Genomic DNA, 14325 nt, shown 5'->3' with positions numbered 1-14325 from the left:
TGGTCCGCCCGGCCCGGGGTGAGGAGGGCGGACCATACCGCCGGCTACAGTGAGTTGACCAGATGGCCGCCGTCCACTGCCAGCACCGAACCGGTCATGAACGAGCCGGCTTCGCTGGCGAGCAGCAGCAGGGGGCCGTCCAGTTCCTCCAACTGGCCCAGGCGGCGCATCGGCACCATGTGGCGGATGTAGGCCATGCCTTCCTCGGTTTCGAAGTGGGTGTCGTTGATCTCGGTCTTGTAGTAGCCGGGAGCGATGGCATTCACGCGGATGTTGCTGCGTGCCAGTTCCAGCGCCAGAGATTTGCTCAGCTGGACTACACCGGCCTTGGCCGTGCAGTAGTGGCTGAGCTGCATGCCGACGCGCAGGCCGAGGATCGAGGCGATATTGATGATGCTGCCCGGGCGCCCGGCCTTGACCATGCGCCGCGCCGCGCACTGGGCCACGCGCCAGACGCCGTCGAGATTGGTCGAGAGCATGGCGCGCCAGTCTTCCTCGCTGATATCCAGCGCGCGCCGGCCGTTGCCGATACCGGCGTTGTTGACCACCACGTCGACCACGCCGAACGCCGCCTCGGCAGCATCGAAAGCCGCCTCGACGCTGTCTCGGCTGGTCACGTCCATTGCCACGTCCAGCACTTTGGCGCCCTTGTCGCGCAGTTCCGCCGCCAGTACCTGCAGGCGATCGACCCGCCGCGCGCCGATCACCACGCGAGCATCGGCGGCGGTTACGGTGTGGGCGAAGTGAGCGCCGATACCGCTGGACGCACCAGTGATCAGCACGGTCTTGCCGGCCAGGGAGAAAATGTTCCGTTCCATCAAAGCACCTCGAACAGGCCGGCGGCGCCCATGCCACCGCCGATGCACATGGTGATCACGACGTATTTCACGCCGCGTCGTTTACCTTCCAGCAGGGCGTGGCCGACCATGCGCGCGCCGCTCATGCCGTAGGGATGACCGATCGCGATGGCGCCGCCATTGACGTTGAGCTTGTCGTTGTCGATGCCAAGCCGGTCGCGGCAGTAGAGCACCTGGCAGGCGAAGGCCTCGTTGAGCTCCCAGAGGCCGATGTCGTCGACGGTCAGACCGTGCTGCTTGAGCAACCTGGGCACGGCCAGGACGGGGCCGATGCCCATTTCTTCCGGCGCCAGGCCGGCTACCGCGATGCCGCGATAGAGACCCAGCGGCTCCAGATTGCGCTGCTCCGCCAGGCGGGCGTCCATCAGCACGCAGGCACTGGCGCCGTCGGACAGCTGGCTGGCGTTGCCAGCAGTGATGCAGCCGCCTTCTAAAACGCTTTTCAGGCCGGTCAGGTCTTCCAGACGGGTTTGCGGACGGTTGCCTTCGTCCTGGCCAAGGGTGACCTCTTCGAGGTTCACCGTACCGGTAGCCTTGTCCACGGTCTGCTTGGTGACGGTGACCGGGACGATCTCGTTGGCGAACAGCCCGGCCCGCTGGGCCGCGGCGGTACGCTGCTGCGATTGCAGGCTGTAGGCGTCCTGCGCTTCGCGGCTGATGCCGTAGCGTTTGGCTACCAGTTCGGCGGTCTGCAGCATCGGCATGTAGGCGTGCTCGGCGTGGCGCGTCACCTGCTCGTCGCGCTCGCTCATGGCCCATTCGACGCTGCACTGCTGGACCAGGCTGATCTGCTCCTGGCCGGCGCCGATGGTCACCTGCATGCCGTCGACCATAATCTGCTTGGCAGCGGTGGCGATGGCCATCAGGCCGGAGGCGCACTGGCGGTCGATGGTCTGGCCGCTGACGCTGAGCGGCAGGCCGGAGGCCAGCGCGGCCATGCGGCCGAGGTTCCAGCCGGCAGTGCCGGAGGGCAGTGAGGAGCCCATGACCAGATCTTCGATCTCGCCGGCATCGACACCGGCACGCTCTACGGCGGCACGGATGGCGAAGGAACTCATGCTTGGCGAACGGGTGTTGTTGAAGGCGCCACGGTATGCCTTGGCAATCGGCGTGCGGGCGGTGGAGAGAATGACGGCTTCTTTCATGGGGATGTCCTGTGGGCGTTTTAGTCCTCTCTCCCAGAGAGAGAGGAGAGAAGGGCGCGGTTGACTCAGATCTTCTCGATATGGGGCTTGCCAGCGGCAACCAGGCGTTCCAGCAACGGCGCCGGCTGGAACCACATCTCGCCGTACTCGCCGAGCTGCTTGCGGTACTGGCGGATGCCAGCCAGAACGGTGTCCAGGCCGAGCTGTTCGGCGTAATGCATGGGGCCGCCGACATGGGCGGGGAAGCCGTAGCCGTTGATCCACACCAGGTCGATGTCGCTGGCGCGCAGGGCGATGCCCTCGTCGAGCAGCTGGATGCCCTCGTTGATCAGCATGAACAGGCAGCGGTCGTGGATCTCCTGCGTGGAAACGGGGCGGCGCGGAATGCCCAGGTCGCCGGAGATACGCTCGGCAAGGGCGACCACTTCGTAGTCTTCCTTGCGTTCGCGGCCTTCGTAGATATAGCTGCCGCGATTGGTCTTCTGCCCGTAGCGACCGAGTGCGTAGAGTTCGTCGGCCAGCTTGCAGTAGCTCGGGTCATGGGCAATGACCTCGCGGCGCGACTCGCGCACCAGGTAACCGACGTCGATGCCGGCCAGGTCGTGCATGGCCATCACGCCCATGGCCAGGCCGAGGTCGGTGAGCAGCTTGTCGATCTGCGCCGGGGTGGCGCCTTCCAGCACCAGGCGATGGGCCTCGCGGGAGTAGGGTTCGAGCATTCGGTTGCCGATGAAGCCGAAGCACACGCCCGACACCACCGGCATCTTGCCGATACGCTTGCCGATCTTCAGGGTGGTGGCCAGCACGTCGGGGGCGGTTTCCCGGGCGCGCACGACTTCCAGCAGGCGCATGACGTTGGCCGGGCTGAAGAAGTGCAGGCCGATGACGTCCTGCGGGCGGCGGGTGACGGCGGCGATGGCGTCGACATCGAGGGTCGAGGTGTTGCTGGCGAGGATCGCGCCGGGCTTGCACACCTCGTCGAGGGTGCGGAACACCTGCTGCTTGATCGCCAGGTTCTCGAACACGGCCTCGATCACCAGGTCGGCGTCGGCCAGGTCGGCGTAGTCGAGGGTGCCCTGCAGCAGTTCCATGCGCTGCTCCAGCTGCGCTTCGGTCAGCTTGCCGCGCTTGACGCTGATCTCGTAGTTCTTGCGGATCTGCGCCAGGCCGCGATCCAGCGCCTCGGCCTTCTGCTCCAGCAGCTTCACCGGAATGCCGACGTTGGCGAAGTTCATGGCGATGCCGCCGCCCATGGTGCCGGCGCCGATCACCGCGACCTTGCGGATCGGGCGGAGCGGGGTAGTGGCATCCACTCCCGGAATCCTTCCCGCTTCGCGTTCGGCGAAGAACACATGGCGCTGGGCAACCGACTGCGCGGAGCTCTCGGCCTGCCTGAACAGCTCGCTCTCGCAGGCCAGGCCTTCGTCCAGCGGCAGCGTGCAGGCGGCCTCTATCGCGGCCAGTACCCGATAGGGCGCCTGGCGGTTCTTCCAGCGCGGCTCGTTGTCGGCCAGATAGCGCTCGATGAAGTCGTCGGCCATGCTGTCTGCCGGGTTCGTCCAGGGCTCCGGCCGGCGCGCAGGGGCGCCATGGGCGAGCAGTTCGCGGGCAAAGGCGCAGGCCGCATCCAGCAGGTTCTCTCCATCGTGGCTGACGCGGTCCAGCAGGCCCAGCTCCAGGGCGCGACGACCATCGACGGGCTGGCCGGAGATCATCATTTCCAGCGCCGGCTCGACGCCGATCAGCCGTGGCAGGCGCTGGGTGCCACCGGCGCCGGGCAGCAGGCCGAGATTGATTTCCGGCAGGGAAAGGCGTGCCGTGGGCTCGCCGATGCGATAGCCGCAGGCCAGCGCCAGCTCCAGTCCGCCACCCATGGCGACACCGCCGATCGCCGCCAGCAGCGGCTTGTCCAGGCGCGTCATGCGCAATAGCACATCGGGCAGGAAGGGTGCGGCGAGACTGGCCAGGCTACCGAATTCGCCGATGTCGGCGCCGGCGCTGAACGGCAGTCCGTCGCCATGCAGGACGATGGCGCGCACCGAAGGATCGGCAGCGGCACATTCGATGGCCTCCAGCAGGGCGGCGCGCAGCGGCTGGCCAAGGGCGTTGACGGGCGCGCGTGCCAGGCCGATCAGGGCCAGTTCGTTGTCGATGCGATAGCGGATCAGGCTGCTCATTGGAATGTCCGGGGTCGGTGGATCGGGCGTTCGCTAGTTAAGCGAAACCCGCGCGTTACCGATCCCTTCCTTCGGAGTGGGGCGGTACACCACTCCCTGCAGGAACAGGTCCACCCCAGTCTTTTTTCACCCCCGGCCAACTCCAACGGAGTGGTCTGTGCGCAAGGCCATGTCCCTAACCTGCCTGGGTGAGTTGCCGCCATCCGAGCGGGCACGATCCAGTCGATATACAGAGGGCAATGCCGCCATGATTCCACGCACGCTGTTCAGTCACGAACATGAAGAGTTCCGCAGTACCGTCCGCCGATTCCTTACCGATGAGTGCATGCCGCACCATGAACAGTGGGAAGAGGACCGCCGCGTGCCGCGCGAAATCTGGAGAAAGGCCGGCGAACTGGGGATGCTCAATCCCACTACCCCGGAAGCCTATGGCGGCCTGGGCCTGGACTGGCGCTTCTCGATGATCGTTGCCGAAGAGATCGGCCTAGCTAATACCACTGGCCTGAACGGTTTCGGGATTCACGATATCTGCGCCGGCTACCTGAACAACTTCGGCACCGAAGAGCAGAAGCTGGAGTGGCTGCCGAAGATGGCGACTGGCGAGATCATCTCCGCCGTAGCCATGACCGAGCCGAACACCGGCTCCGACCTGCAGGCGGTGAAGACCCGCGCGGTCCTCGAGGGTGACGAGTACGTCATCAATGGCGCCAAGACCTTCATCTCCAACGGCACCAACTGCGACGTCATCGTGGTAGTAGCCAAGACCGGCAACAGCGGCAAGGGCTCCCAGGACATCTCGCTGATCCTGGTCGAGGCGGATCGCCCCGGTTTGAGCAAGTCCAAACCGCTGCGCAAGGTCGGCCTGCATGCCCAGGACACCACCATGCTGTTCTTCGAGAACGTGCGTGTACCGAAGAGCAGCGTTCTCGGTGGCGTGCCGGGCCAGGGCTTCTACCAACTGATGAAGGAGCTGGCCTGGGAGCGCCTGTCCATTGCCATCTCCTGCATCTCGGGAGCGCAGGCGGTGCTCGACAGCACCATCGACTACACCCGCGGCCGCACGGTGTTCGGCAAGCCGATCATCGATTTCCAGAATTCGCGCTTCAAGCTCGCCGACCTGAAGGCGGAGATCGTCATCGGCCAGACCTATGTCGACCGCTGCATGGAACTCTGCCTGGAGCACAAGTTGACCACCGAAGCGGCCGCCGCGGCCAAGATGTGGTGTTCGGACCTGTACTCCAAGGTGGTCGATGCCTGCCTGCAGCTGCACGGCGGCAACGGCTACATGCTCGAATACCCGGTTGCCCGCCACTACATCGACTGCCGTGTCACCCGCATCTATGGCGGCGCCAACGACATCATGCGCGAGCTGATCGCCCGCACTCTCTGATCGACTTTTTCGAGCGCCGCCGTGCTTCGTGCACGGCGGTTTTTTTATTTCTGGTGCGGTCGCCTGGCATTGATATGGCAGGTTGCACCCGCCCTACGTATCCCCCTCACCCTAACCCTCTCCCTCAGGGAGGGGGGACTGCTCGGCGTTGCCGGCTGGCAAGGCATATCTCCCGACACCGTTGTGCCCCCTCTCCCTCCGGGAGAGGGTTGGGGTGAGGCATTCCCAGCGCCGAAGTCTCAGCAGGAGCGGGCCATGCCCGCGATTGCGCCCATGCAAAAGCGGACCACCAAATCCCACTCCATGCCACTCCCCATGGGCGGGATACACCACCCCCCGCTTGCGCAACCATTGATCCATCAATAAACCCGGCTCGACTGCCAGCCGGGACACTGTCAACTGAGCGTGGAGAAGAAGATGTCGCAGAAAACCTATGTCGTTGGCGTTGGCATGGTCCCGTTCGCCAAGCCCGGCGCGAGCAAGTCCTACATCGAGATGGGCGCCGAGGCCGTGCGCCTGGCACTGAAGGACGCCGGCCTGGATTTCAGACTGATCCAGCAGGCCTATGCCGGCTATGTCTACGGCGACTCCACCTGCGGCCAGTCTGCCCTGTATGAAGTCGGCATGACCGGTATCCCGGTGATCAACGTCAACAACAACTGCGCCAGCGGCTCGACCGCGCTGTTCCTGGCCCGTCAGGCGGTGGAAAGCGGGGCGGTGGATTGCGCCTTGGCCTTCGGTTTCGAAGAGATGCAGCCGGGTGCGCTGAAGAGCTTCTGGACCGATCGCGAACCGACCATGGGCAAATCCTATCGCGCCGCCTCCAAAGTCTTCCCGGAAGGCGCCGGCATGCCGGGTGCGCTGATGCTCTTTGGCGGCGCCGGTCGCGAACACATGCAGAAGTACGGCACCAAGATGGAAACCTTCGCCGCCATCCGCGCCAAGGCCAGCCGCCATGCGGCCAACAACCCGCTGGCGGTGTTCCGCAAGGTGGTCACCACCGAGGACGTGATGGCCGACCAGGTGGTCTGGGAAGGCGTGATGACCCGCCTGATGGCCTGTCCGCCGACCTGCGGCGGCGCTGCGGCGATCCTCGTATCCGAGCGTTTCGCCAGGAAGCATGGCCTGCGCACCGACGTGGCCATCCTCGCCCAGGCGATGGCTACCGACACCCCCGATGCCTATGAGCCGCCGTCGATGATCAGCGTGGTCGGCACCGGCATGACCCATGCGGCTGCCCAGCAGGTCTACGAGAAAGCCGGCGTCGGTCCGGAAGACATCCGCGTCTGCGAGCTGCACGACTGCTTCGCCCACAACGAGCTGCTGACCTACGAAGGCCTGGGCTTCTGCGCGGTGGGCGAGGGCGAGAAGTTCGTCCTGGATGGCGACAACACCTACGGCGGCCAGGTGGTGGTCAACCCGTCCGGCGGCCTGCTCTCCAAGGGCCACCCGCTGGGCGCCACCGGCCTGGCGCAGTGCTATGAGCTGAGCCACCAGCTGCGCGGCACCGCCGAGGCCCGTCAGGTCGAAGGCGTGAAGCTCGCCCTGCAGCACAACCTCGGCCTCGGCGGCGCCGGTGTCGTGACCCTCTACGGTCGCGGCTGATCAGGCACGACACGCGCGCCCGGTAGGGCGCGCCACTTCAAGACAACAACAGGAGCCAACCGAAATGGCAGACAAGAGCCTGATCGGCCGATCCACCGGCACCACCACCAGCGAAGTGGAGAAGGGCCGCCTGCGTTTCTTCGCCAAGGCCATCGGTGAAACCAACCCGATCTACAGCGACGAGGCCGCCGCCAGGGCTGCCGGTTACAAATCCCTGCCGGTACCGCCGACCTTCCTGCTGTGCCTGGAAAGCGAAGGCCGCAATCCACAGGCCATCGTCGAGGACGTCATGGGCTTCGACCTCGGCCGCATCCTGCATGCCGAGCAGGAGTTCACCTATCACCGCATGGCCTTCGCCGGCGACGTGCTGACCTTCGATACCCGCATCGCCGACGTGTACGAGAAGAAGGGTGGGGCGCTGCAGTTCGTGGTCCAGGAAACCCGCATCACCAATCAGGACGGCGAGCACATTGCCGATCTCCGCTCGTCCCTCGTCCAGCGCTGAGGAAATGGCCATGAATATTCCGCAATACAGCGATGTGCAGGTTGGCGACGAGCTGCCGCTGATGAAGCTGCGTCCGGTCGACCGCACCATGCTCGCGCTCTATGCCGGCGCTTCCGGCGACCACAACCAGATTCACATCGACATCGATTTCGCCCGCAAGGCGCGCGTCCCGGACGTATTCGCCCACGGCATGCTCTCCGCCGCCTACCTTGGCCGCCTGCTCACCAGTTGGGTGCCGCAGCCGCAGATCCGCAAGATCGCGGTGCGCTTCACCGGCATCACTCAGATCGGCCATATCCCGCACCTGAGCGGGCGTGTCGCCGAGAAGTTCGAGGCGGACGGCGAGAAGCGCGTGCGCCTGGAAATCCAGTGCGCCAACCAGTACGGCGAATCCAAGATCGTCGGCGAAGCCGTGGTGGCTTTGGCCTGAAGCAAACAACCGAACAAGAAAACACAGGTAAGGAACAATGAAAAAGCTCGAAGGTAAAGTTGCCCTGGTGACCGGTTCCGGTCGTGGTATCGGCCGCAGCGTGGCCCTGAAGCTGGCCGCCGACGGCGCCCGCGTGGTGGTCAACGATCTGGACCAGGCGCCCGCCGAGGAAGTGGTCGCGGAAATCCGCGCTGCCGGCGGTGAAGCCGTTGCCTGCGTGGGCAGCGTGACCGCCGTCGACTTCGCCGACCGTTTCGTGCAGACCGCCGTGCAGAACTTCGGTGGCATCGACATCATCGTCAACAACGCCGGCTACACCTGGGACAACGTGATCCAGAAGATGTCGGATGAGCAGTGGTACGCGATCATCGATTGCCACCTGACCGCTCCGTTCCGCATCCTGCGTGCCGCCTACCCGGTTATCAGCGCCGCCGCCAAGGCGGAAGCCGCTGCCGGCAAGGTCGTGCACCGCAAGGTCGTCAACATCTCCTCCGTCGCCGCCGCCGGCAACGCCGGGCAGACCAACTACTCCACCGCCAAGTCGGGCATCCTCGGTATGACCAAGACCCTCTCGAAGGAGTGGGGCCGTCACAAGGTCAACGTCAACGCCGTCGCTTTCGGCCATATCGAGACCCGCATGACCCAGGCGCTGGCCGGCGAGAACAGCAAGACCGTGAACATCGAGGGCCGCGAGATCAAGGTCGGCATCCAGCAGTCCGCCATCGAGGCGAGCAAGATGATGTGCCCGCTGGGTCGCCCGGGCAGCCCGGAGGAAGCCGCCGGCGCCGTCTACCTGTTCTGCATCCCCGAGTCCGATTTCGTCTCCGGCCAGGTCCTGGTCTGCGGTGGCGGCCTGGGCACCGTGTGACCTGAGAGGAATCCGTCATGCAACTGGACAACTACCGTTCCGCCTGGATGACCGACGACCTGTCGGCTTTCGGCGACAGCATCCGCCGCTTCGTCCGTGAGCGGATGGCGCCGAACGAGGACAAATGGCGCGCCCAGCACCAGGGCGACCGCGAAACCTGGCTGGCCTGCGGCGAGATGGGCATGATCCTGCCCGACGTTCCGTCCGAGTACGGCGGCGCCGACGGCACCCCGGCGCACTACGCCGTGGTGCTGCAGGAGCTGGCCTACGGCGGCGCGGCCAGCATTGCGCTGAGCATCAGCCACATTGTCGGCCATTACATCCTCGCCAGCGGTACCGAGGAGCAGAAGCGCCAGTGGCTGCCGAAGATCGCCTCGGGCGAGTGCATCTGCTCCATCGCCATGACCGAGCCGGGCACCGGCTCCGACCTGCAGGGCGTGCGTACCCGCGCGGTGAAGAAGGGCGACAAGTACGTCATCAGCGGCTCCAAGACCTTCATCAGCAACGGCCAACTGAGCGACATGGTGGTCGTGGTCGCCAAGACCGACATGGAAGCCAAGGGTTCGCAGGGTATCTCGCTGTTCATCGTCGATACCAGGACCCCCGGTTTCATCCGTGGCAAGTGCCTGGACAAGATCGGCATGCCGGGCCAGGACACCTCGGAGATGTTCTTCGACGAGTGCGAAGTACCGGCCGACTGCCTGCTCGGCGGCGCCGAGGGGCAGGGCTTCTACCAGCTGATGCAGCAGTTGCCCTACGAGCGCGCGGAAATCTCCATCCAGGCCGTCGCGCAGATGGAGCGAGCCCTGGCGCTGACCGTGGAGTACACCAAGGAACGCAAGGCCTTCGGCAAGGCGATCCTGGACTTCCAGAACACCCGTTTCACCCTCGCCGATGTGAAGGCCACGGTGGTCGCCTCGCGCACCTTCGTCGACCTGATCATCCAGCGCTGGGTGGATGGCAGCCTGGATACCACGCTGGCGTCCATGGGCAAGTTCTGGCTGACCGAGCGCCAGGGTGAGGTCATGGACCGTTGCCTGCAGTTCTTCGGCGGTTTCGGCTACATGAACGAGTACCCCATCGCCCGGATGTACGCCGACGCCCGCGTCGCGCGTATCTACGGCGGCGCCAACGAGATCCAGCGCGAGTTGGTCGGTCGGTCGTTGTAACAGTGGATCAGGGCGGTGTTCAGCCACGAGAGCGCCGCCCACACCGCCAGGGAAGGCCTTTCAACCAGCGGGCTGTCGTCAGCCTGCCAGCTACAAGAGAAGACTGCGATGGCGGAACACGCATCGGAAAACCAGCGGCGGCGCCTGCTGCACACCCGGCAGGTCAGCTGTGAGGGTTACCTGCGCGAGGATGGCCTGTTCGAGTTCGAAGGACGGCTGCGCGACACTAAGTCGTACGACACCACCCTGCTGTTCAGCAGCATTTCCGCCAACCAGCCGGTGCACCAGATGCTGATGATCATGACGGTCGACCGGGACCTGGTGATCCATGACCTGAAGGCAGTCACCGAGGCTGGCCCGACGCCGTTCTGCCGCCAGATAAACGGCGCCTACGCGGCCCTGAAGGGGCTGCGTATCGGTCCAGGCTTCAAGAAGCGGCTGCTTGAACGCGTGGGAGGAGAGCAGGGCTGCACTCACCTGACCGAGCTGCTCGGGCCGATGGCGACTACCGTTTACCAGACAGTCTCCATGCTCGCCTATGGCACCCCGCGGGAGCGCGCGGCGGTCGACCGGGCCAGCGAGTTCGCCGGCAACAAATGGGTGATCGGCACCTGCCATGCCTACCAACGCGGCGGCGAAGCCGAGAGAAGACTACTGGCCCGCAGCCGATATACCGAACCGATGCCATTGGCTGTGGCCAACGATTGATGAAGTCCCGGAAGGGGCATGAATGACCTGGCGTTGCATGCAGCCTGCACCGAGCGCATCCGCCAATAACAACAAGAGTGGAGGTTCAGATGTACATCACCCAAGGCTTACACCGCCACATGCAGCAGCGCCCCAATGCCACTGCCATTCGCAGCCAGGGACGCAGCATGACGTTCGCCGAGCTCGGCCAACGAGTCGCGAGGCTGGCCGGTGCATTGAAGAAACTCGGCATGGCTAGCGGCGACTGCATCGCCATGCTGTCGCGCAACTCCCAGCACTATATCGAGTACAGCCTGGGCGTGCCGTGGGGCGATGGCGTGCTGAACCCGGTCAATACGCGCTGGAGCGTCGCCGAGATCGTCTATTCCCTGGATGACTCCCAGTCGACCATGCTGATCGTCGACGACACGTTCAAGGGCATGGGCGCGGTCATTGCCCAGCAGGCGAAGACTATCCGTCACATGATCTACGCCGGCGACGAGCAGACTCCCGAGGGCATGCTGTCCTACGAGGAGCTGCTCGCCGCGGCCGAACCGGTCGAGGATGTTCGCCGCAGCGGCGATGCGCTGCTGGGGATATTCTACACCGGCGGCACCACCGGTTTCCCCAAGGGCGTGATGATCAGCCAGAACAACCTGGCTTTCGCCTCGCTGGCTTCCCAGAACAGAGGCTTCTTCAAGTGCGGCACGGCGTTCCTGCATGCCATGCCGATGTTCCACCTGGCCGATTTCTCCGCCATGTACAGCCTGCTGGTATCCGGTGGGGTCCATGTGATCCTTCCGGCGTTCACCGGTGAGGCAGCCCTGCAGGCCATCACCCGCGAAGGCGTGTGCGACCTGATGCTGGCACCGACCATGATCCAGATGCTGCTCGATGCCCGTGACGCCAGTCCGGAGTGGGCCGGGGTTGAACTGGAGTCGATCTGCAACATCATCTATGGCGCCTCGCCGATTTCCCCGGTGCTGCTCGATCGTGCCTGGGGAGCATTCCCGGCTGCGCGGTTCTTCCAGGGTTATGGCATGACTGAGTTGACTACCGGCGGAACCCTGCTCGACCCCGAGTACCACTGCGCGGAACACCAGGCCAGCGGCAAGATGTATTCGGCCGGCCGGGCGATCAATTGCGTGGAAATACGCATCGTCGACAGCGAATCCCGTGAGGTGCCGCGCGGCACGGTAGGAGAGATCGCCGTGCGCGGCCCCAACGTCATGCTCGGCTACCTGAACAAGCCGGAAGCCACCGCCGAAGTGCTGAAGGATGGCTGGATGCACACCGGCGACGGCGGCTACATGGACGAAGAGGGCTTCGTCTACATCGTCGACCGCCTGAAGGACATGATCGTCAGCGGCGGCGAGAACGTGTATTCCGCCGAGGTCGAGAACGCCATTTCCAGCCATCCCGCCGTGGCGCAGTGCGCGGCCATCGGCATCCCCTCCGACAAGTGGGGCGAGTCGGTGCATGCGGTGATCGTGCTCAAGCCCGAGCACTCGGTGAGCGAAGAGCAAATCGTCGCCCATTGCCGTGAGCGCATCGCCGGATACAAGTGCCCGCGCAGCGTGGAGTTTCGCGAGGCCATGCCGCTGTCGAGCGTGGGCAAGATTCTCAAGAACGAGCTGCGCAAACCCTACTGGGAAAACCACTCGCGCAATATCGCCTGACCGGCGACTGCCTCCCGACCTTCCAACCAGCCGCCCTGCGGGGCGGTTGGCGGAAGTTTTCCTGCCTGAAGATACCCACTTTCGTTGCCCCGCCATGAGCATGGCGTCCGGGTGGCTGGTCGGTGCCCATGGAGTGGGGAAGGAGTGGGGTGGCCTGGCCGGAATGGGCGGGTTCCTGCGCAAGCCGAGAGGAATAGCATCCGTTCATGGGCCGACCGGCCCGCAAAACAAGAACAGAGAACTGGCGAAATGAAGAGATTGAACAAATGGCTGCCCAGACTCGTCCTGGCAGCATCATTGCTTGGAGCTGCGTTGAGCGTCGATGCGGCAGACAAACCAAACGTCCTGGTGATCTTCGGCGACGACATCGGCTACTACAACATCAGCGCCTACAACCAGGGGATGATGGGTTACGAGACGCCGAACATCGACCGTATCGCCAAAGAGGGTGCGCTGTTCACCCACGCCTACGGCGAGCAGTCCTGCACCGCCGGCCGCTCTGCCTTCATTCTCGGCGAGCATCCGTTCCGTACCGGCCTGCTGACCATCGGCATGCCCGGCTCCGAGCACGGTATCCCGGACTGGGCGCCGACCCTGGGCGACGTGATGAAGCAGCAGGGCTATACCACCGGCCAGTTCGGCAAGAATCACCTCGGCGACCGCGACAGGCACCTGCCGACCAACCACGGCTTCGATGAGTTCTTCGGCAATCTCTACCACGTGAACGCCGAGGAAGAGCCGGAAACCTACTACTACCCGAAAGACCCGGAATTCCGGAAGAAATACGGCCCGCGCGGCGTGATCCATTCCTATGCCGACGGCCGCATCGAGGACACCGGTCCGCTGACCCGCAAGCGCATGGAGACCATCGACCAGGAGTTCGTCGAAGCCACCGAGAACTTCATCGACAAGGCGCACAAGGCCGACAAGCCCTTCTTCGTCTGGTTCAACAGCACGCGCATGCACGTCTGGACTCACCTGAAGAAAGAGTCGGACGGCAAGACCGGGATCGGCCTGTACCCGGATGGCATGGTCGAGCACGACGGCCAGGTCGGCCAGTTGCTGAAGAAGCTCGACGACCTCGGCATCGCCGACAACACCATCATCGTCTACACCACCGACAACGGTGCGCAGAAGGCCAGTTGGCCGGACGGCGGCACCTCGCCGTTCAATGGCGAGAAAGGCACCTCCAACGAGGGCGGCCACCGCGTACCGATGCTGGTCAAGTGGCCGGGCGTGCTCAAGCCAGGCATCCGCTACAACAACATGATTGCCCTCAACGACTGGATGCCGACCCTGGCCGCGGCCGCCGGAAACTCCAACCTGGTGGCTCAGTTGGCCAAGGGCGGCGAGCTGAACGGCAAGCGGTACCGGGTGCACCTGGACGGCTACGACTTTCTGCCGTTCTTCAAGGGCGAAACGAAGAGCAGCCCGCGTGAGGAGTACTTCTATTTCGGTCAGGGGGGCGAGCTGAATGCGCTGCGCTGGAACGATTGGAAAATCGCCTTCGCCAGCTTCGAAGGCTCCGTCTCCCGGGCATCGCGCACGGTCCCCAACTGGCCGAGCCTCACTAACCTGAAGGCCGATCCCTTTGAAACCGCGCGTAAGGATTCTGGGTTGTCCGCGCGCTGGGCTGCTGACCAGATGTGGTTGTTCGTGCCGGTACAGGCCGAAATCAAGAAGTTCATGGCGACACTGGGGCAGTACCCCTTCCAGGAAGGCGAGAACCTCAACCCGGCCAACATCAATTACCAGAGCCTGGCGATCCGGAAAGCCCTGATGGGTTTGCAGAAATCATCTGCCGAGCAGTGAT

12 protein-coding genes are annotated in these 14325 nt (G+C 64.5%); 9 read left to right on the top strand and 3 right to left on the bottom strand.

Going from position 1 to position 14325, the window contains the following annotated elements:
* Nucleotides 1-44: 44 nt before the first annotated feature.
* From JFY56_RS02040 to JFY56_RS02030, 3 genes are all read right to left on the bottom strand, one after another.
* Complete coding sequence (locus JFY56_RS02040) at nucleotides 45-818, bottom strand: SDR family NAD(P)-dependent oxidoreductase (RefSeq protein ID WP_208311816.1); 774 nt, start codon at nucleotides 816-818, stop codon at nucleotides 45-47.
* Nucleotides 818-2002: an acetyl-CoA C-acyltransferase gene (locus JFY56_RS02035; RefSeq protein ID WP_084311232.1), complete on the bottom strand. Its 1185-nt coding sequence runs from the start codon at nucleotides 2000-2002 to the stop codon at nucleotides 818-820. Before JFY56_RS02035 ends, JFY56_RS02040 begins: the two co-directional genes overlap by 1 nt.
* A gap of 65 nt (nucleotides 2003-2067) precedes the next feature.
* The gene (locus tag JFY56_RS02030) at nucleotides 2068-4179 is read right to left on the bottom strand and encodes a 3-hydroxyacyl-CoA dehydrogenase NAD-binding domain-containing protein (RefSeq protein ID WP_208311815.1); all 2112 of its coding nucleotides are present in this window, start codon (nucleotides 4177-4179) and stop codon (nucleotides 2068-2070) included.
* 247 nt (nucleotides 4180-4426) lie between these two features.
* On the opposite strand from JFY56_RS02030, the gene JFY56_RS02025 reads away from it, so the two are divergent.
* The 9 genes from JFY56_RS02025 (at nucleotide 4427) to JFY56_RS01985 (ending at nucleotide 14324) form a co-directional block, all read left to right on the top strand.
* Nucleotides 4427-5569, top strand: a complete 1143-nt coding sequence (locus JFY56_RS02025) for an acyl-CoA dehydrogenase family protein (protein ID WP_208311814.1) — start codon at nucleotides 4427-4429, stop codon at nucleotides 5567-5569.
* 417 nt (nucleotides 5570-5986) lie between these two features.
* The gene (locus JFY56_RS02020; RefSeq protein WP_208311813.1) at nucleotides 5987-7174 is read left to right on the top strand and encodes a lipid-transfer protein; all 1188 of its coding nucleotides are present in this window, start codon (nucleotides 5987-5989) and stop codon (nucleotides 7172-7174) included.
* Nucleotides 7175-7238: 64 nt separating this feature from the next.
* Entirely contained in the window at nucleotides 7239-7679 is a 441-nt protein-coding gene (locus JFY56_RS02015; RefSeq protein WP_084311236.1) for a MaoC family dehydratase N-terminal domain-containing protein, read from the top strand.
* A 10-nt stretch (nucleotides 7680-7689) separates the two neighbouring features.
* A complete protein-coding gene (locus JFY56_RS02010; RefSeq protein WP_208311812.1) occupies nucleotides 7690-8109 on the top strand; it encodes a MaoC family dehydratase in 420 nt (139 codons plus the stop codon).
* 37 nt (nucleotides 8110-8146) lie between these two features.
* The gene (locus tag JFY56_RS02005) at nucleotides 8147-8977 is read left to right on the top strand and encodes an SDR family NAD(P)-dependent oxidoreductase (protein ID WP_084311238.1); all 831 of its coding nucleotides are present in this window, start codon (nucleotides 8147-8149) and stop codon (nucleotides 8975-8977) included.
* A 17-nt stretch (nucleotides 8978-8994) separates the two neighbouring features.
* On the top strand, nucleotides 8995-10146 hold the full coding sequence (locus tag JFY56_RS02000) for an acyl-CoA dehydrogenase family protein (protein ID WP_208311811.1): 1152 nt from the start codon (nucleotides 8995-8997) through the stop codon (nucleotides 10144-10146).
* A 15-nt stretch (nucleotides 10147-10161) separates the two neighbouring features.
* Nucleotides 10162-10854 (top strand): DUF2889 domain-containing protein, encoded by a 693-nt coding sequence (locus JFY56_RS01995; RefSeq protein ID WP_328824782.1) that lies wholly within the window; start codon nucleotides 10162-10164, stop codon nucleotides 10852-10854.
* An 89-nt stretch (nucleotides 10855-10943) separates the two neighbouring features.
* Entirely contained in the window at nucleotides 10944-12512 is a 1569-nt protein-coding gene (locus JFY56_RS01990) for a long-chain-fatty-acid--CoA ligase (RefSeq protein WP_208311810.1), read from the top strand.
* 312 nt (nucleotides 12513-12824) lie between these two features.
* The gene (locus JFY56_RS01985; RefSeq protein WP_236032390.1) at nucleotides 12825-14324 is read left to right on the top strand and encodes an arylsulfatase; all 1500 of its coding nucleotides are present in this window, start codon (nucleotides 12825-12827) and stop codon (nucleotides 14322-14324) included.
* The last annotated feature ends 1 nt before the right edge of the window (nucleotide 14325 follow it).

This window comes from Pseudomonas schmalbachii (genome assembly GCF_017589465.1).
GTDB lineage: Bacteria > Pseudomonadota > Gammaproteobacteria > Pseudomonadales > Pseudomonadaceae > Pseudomonas > Pseudomonas schmalbachii.
This window is presented reverse-complemented; position numbering and strand designations above follow the sequence as displayed.

Bases quoted from the DNA above. Each gene is read 5' to 3' on its own strand.
- JFY56_RS02030 (WP_208311815.1), bottom strand. From the start codon at position 4,179: ATGAGCAGCCTGATCCGCTATCGCATCGACAACGAACTGGCCCTGATC.
- JFY56_RS02010 (WP_208311812.1), top strand. From the start codon at position 7,690: ATGAATATTCCGCAATACAGCGATGTGCAGGTTGGCGACGAGCTGCCG.
- JFY56_RS02035 (WP_084311232.1), bottom strand. From the start codon at position 2,002: ATGAAAGAAGCCGTCATTCTCTCCACCGCCCGCACGCCGATTGCCAAG.
- JFY56_RS01990 (WP_208311810.1), top strand. From the start codon at position 10,944: ATGTACATCACCCAAGGCTTACACCGCCACATGCAGCAGCGCCCCAAT.
- JFY56_RS02005 (WP_084311238.1), top strand. From the start codon at position 8,147: ATGAAAAAGCTCGAAGGTAAAGTTGCCCTGGTGACCGGTTCCGGTCGT.
- JFY56_RS02000 (WP_208311811.1), top strand. From the start codon at position 8,995: ATGCAACTGGACAACTACCGTTCCGCCTGGATGACCGACGACCTGTCG.
- JFY56_RS02040 (WP_208311816.1), bottom strand. From the start codon at position 818: ATGGAACGGAACATTTTCTCCCTGGCCGGCAAGACCGTGCTGATCACT.
- JFY56_RS02025 (WP_208311814.1), top strand. From the start codon at position 4,427: ATGATTCCACGCACGCTGTTCAGTCACGAACATGAAGAGTTCCGCAGT.
- JFY56_RS02020 (WP_208311813.1), top strand. From the start codon at position 5,987: ATGTCGCAGAAAACCTATGTCGTTGGCGTTGGCATGGTCCCGTTCGCC.
- JFY56_RS02015 (WP_084311236.1), top strand. From the start codon at position 7,239: ATGGCAGACAAGAGCCTGATCGGCCGATCCACCGGCACCACCACCAGC.